Source organism: Nautilia sp. (genome assembly GCF_053994455.1).
Genome location: NZ_JBMYAU010000099.1, coordinates 1 through 3,024, shown reverse-complemented (window position 1 = coordinate 3,024; position 3,024 = coordinate 1). Strand labels below are relative to the sequence as shown.

The following is a 3,024-nucleotide window of genomic DNA, read 5'->3' as shown; positions in this document are numbered from 1 at the left end:
TCTCCCCATATACCGGCAGCTAATGTTCCCCATATACCGTTTAGAAGGTGAACCGAAAGCGCACCTACGGGGTCGTCTATTTTTAACCTGTCAAAAAAAGGAACGGCAAAAAATATGATTATTCCGCCAATTGCGCCTATAATCAACGCTTCATAAGGATTAACAACGTCCGCACCCGCCGTAACGGCTACAAGTCCTCCTAGAGCTCCGTTTAATATCATAGTAATATCGAATTTTTTATATTTCAGATAACTTAAAACAAATACCGTAAATCCTCCGATAAGTCCTGCATTGTTGGTATTTAGTATAACTAGCGCCACCATATTAGCCGCATCTTTGCTTGAAATGCTACTTACACTTCCCCCATTAAATCCGAACCATCCTATCCATAAAAGAAAAGCGCCTAAAACCACCAGCGGAATGTTATTTGCCGGAATTACCCTTGTTCTTCCGGATTTAGTATATTTTCCTTTTCTCGGGCCTATAATTAAAATGGCCGCAAGAAGAGCCCATGCACCGGTTGAGTGTATAACCGTGCTTCCTGCAAGATCATGCATTGAGGATATGTCGAAAAAGCTTCCTTTTAACATATCAGCACCCCATGTCCAGTTTACGATTAAAGGATAAATGACTCCCGCCATAAGAACGGTGAATATTGCAAGCGGAACGATTTTGGTTCTTTCACTAACACCCCCGCTCATAATGTTTACCGTTTTTCCTACGAACGCCATCTGGAATAAAAACGCGGCGTACATACTCATACCGCTTGAGTCCCATCCTCCGAATGCAAGTGTGTATCCCCAAAGAAAAAACACGAGGCTTGCAATTGTATAAATCATTGTGTTTATCGTAAGCACCGCCGTTACGTTTTTCGTTCTTACAAGTCCGGCTTCGAGCATTGCAAAGCCCGGAACCATAAGAATAATTAGTATAAATGCAAACAGTGTGAACAAGGTGTCGAGCGCCCAAGACAAATCCATTATTATCCCTTTTAATTTTATAGTTCAGATTAAAAAACTTTATCTTTTTGCAGCTTATATCGCTTCTTCGTCTTCTTCCCCGGTTCTTATTCTGATTACTTTCTCAATCGGGCTTACGAATATCTTACCGTCTCCGATTTTACCCGTCCTTGCCGATTCGCTGATTGTTTCAATTACTTTTTCCACATCCGCTTCGTTTACGATTAGTTCAAGTTTGATTTTTGGAAGAAAATCCACAATATATTCGGCACCCCTGTATAATTCCGTATGTCCCTGCTGGCGTCCGTGACCTTTTACTTCGCTGACTGTCATTCCTGTAATTCCCATATCAAGTAATGCCTCTTTTACGTCGTCAAGTTTGAAAGGCTTGATAATAGCTTCGATTTTTTTCATAAACACTCCTTTTTTTGGTATAATGTAATTGTAATAAACAATTTCGGTTAAATTAAACTATAAACTGATTAAATTTTAATCAGTTTGAAAAGATGAGCAATGAAAAAGATTTTGATTGCTTTTTTAATCGGTTTTTGTATAGGAGTCCTTTCTTTAAGTGTTTTTAATTTAAAGTACGCTTTTGTGGTGGGTATTATTTCGTTTTTGGTTGCTTTATGGACAAACGAGGGGCTGCCTTTAGGTGTCGTTTCCCTGCTTCCGATTATTCTTTTTCCGTCGTTTTCGATATTGAGTACAAATGAGGTGACTCAAAATTATTCCAAATCCATTATTTTTCTGTTTTTAGGGGGCTTTTTGCTCGCAATAGCCGCTGAAAAAACAGGTCTTCACAAAATTATTGCAAACAAATTGCTTTCGGTGTTTCCCAAAACCCCGCGGGGGGTGATTTTTTCGCTGGGATTCACAAGCGCGGTTTTAAGCAGTTTTTTGTCGAATACCACTACCGCTTTGCTGCTTGTTCCTTTGGCTATGTTTTTAAGCGACAAAAGCGACGTGAGAAAACGTCTTGTCATAGCCGTAGCCTACGGTGCGAGTATCGGCGGTATAATAACCCCTATAGGAACGCCGCCTAATCTTATTTTTTTAGGTTTTGCGCAGGATCACAATTTAAGGCATCTGACTTTTTTCGAATGGATTATTTATACGCTTCCGCTTGCGGTCGTTATGATAATTTTTATGAGTTATCTTCTTTCTTTTAACGTAAAGGGTTCGTTTGATTTGAAAATAGACAAAAAAGCAATGACGCCGGAGCAAAAAAGGCTCTCTTACATTTTGGCCGCCCTGATTGTTCTGCTGTTTTTAAACTCCCCTATAAAACCTTTTTGGAATGGTCTTGGGTTTAATGACAAACTCATACTTTTAAGTTTCGGCGTATTGATGTTTTTCCCTAAAATAGGTTTTTTGACGTGGGAAGACAGTAAAAAAATCCCTTTTGAAATAATTTTTCTTTTCGGAGCCGGTTTTTCGATAGCCATGGCAATCAGCAAAAGCGGTCTTGCGAAGGAGATAGCGTCTTATCTTGACATATTCAGTTATTTAACGCCTTTTGTGTTTTTAATGCTAATAGTGGCTTTTGTGACTTTTTCTACGGAAATCACCTCTAATACCGCCCTTATTTCAATAGTTCTTCCTATTATTTATTCCCTTCATTCGCCGGTTAACAAGGAATTTTTGCTTATGAGCGCCACTATAGCGGCAAGTTATGCGTTTATGCTTCCGATTGCCACTCCTCCTAACGCAATAGCGTTTGCGAGCGGGGATTTAAAAATAAAGGATATGGCTAAAACAGGGTTTTTTATGAATATATTCGGAGTAATCGCCCTTAGTCTGATAAGTTATTTTTTCTGGAGGTAAAAATCTAAACGATTTTTACCTTTGTAATAAGTGATTTGGCGTTTTCAAGAGCCTCTTTTGCGGTTTCGGCGCTTGCTAAAAGCACTCCCATTCTTCTTCCCGGGTGTGCTTGCGGTTTCCCGAAGACGATAAATCTCGAATGTTTGCCGAAAATTGCCGGATCTATTTCGAATTTCGGAGTATATGAGTCTTTGTCCGATTTGAATGCTGCGCTTGCCCCGGGGGTTAAAAATTCAAA

Annotated in this window: 3 protein-coding genes and 1 pseudogene; 1 reads left to right on the top strand and 3 read right to left on the bottom strand. The window is 39.5% G+C overall.

All coding sequences use genetic code 11. From position 1 onward, the window contains the following. Together ACXJIE_RS07325 and ACXJIE_RS07320 are read right to left on the bottom strand one after the other, a co-directional pair. Positions 1-980: ammonium transporter (locus ACXJIE_RS07325; RefSeq protein WP_456480315.1), on the bottom strand; the 980-nt coding region annotated here is incomplete at its 3' end. A 54-nt stretch (positions 981-1,034) separates the two neighbouring features. Beyond that, positions 1,035-1,373, bottom strand: a complete 339-nt coding sequence (locus tag ACXJIE_RS07320) for a P-II family nitrogen regulator (protein WP_456480314.1) — start codon at positions 1,371-1,373, stop codon at positions 1,035-1,037. 99 nt (positions 1,374-1,472) lie between these two features. Between ACXJIE_RS07320 and ACXJIE_RS07315 the strand changes: the two genes are divergently transcribed. Further along, positions 1,473-2,786 (top strand): SLC13 family permease, encoded by a 1,314-nt coding sequence (locus ACXJIE_RS07315; RefSeq protein ID WP_456480313.1) that lies wholly within the window; start codon positions 1,473-1,475, stop codon positions 2,784-2,786. Positions 2,787-2,790: 4 nt separating this feature from the next. Here ACXJIE_RS07315 and purT read toward each other — a convergent pair. Then, positions 2,791-3,024 (bottom strand): annotated as a pseudogene (gene purT, locus ACXJIE_RS07310) (phosphoribosylglycinamide formyltransferase 2); the annotation flags it as partial.

Coding starts and splice junctions, on each gene's coding strand:
- ACXJIE_RS07320 (WP_456480314.1), bottom strand. CDS start 1,373: ATGAAAAAAATCGAAGCTATTATCAAGCCTTTCAAACTTGACGACGTA.
- ACXJIE_RS07315 (WP_456480313.1), top strand. CDS start 1,473: ATGAAAAAGATTTTGATTGCTTTTTTAATCGGTTTTTGTATAGGAGTC.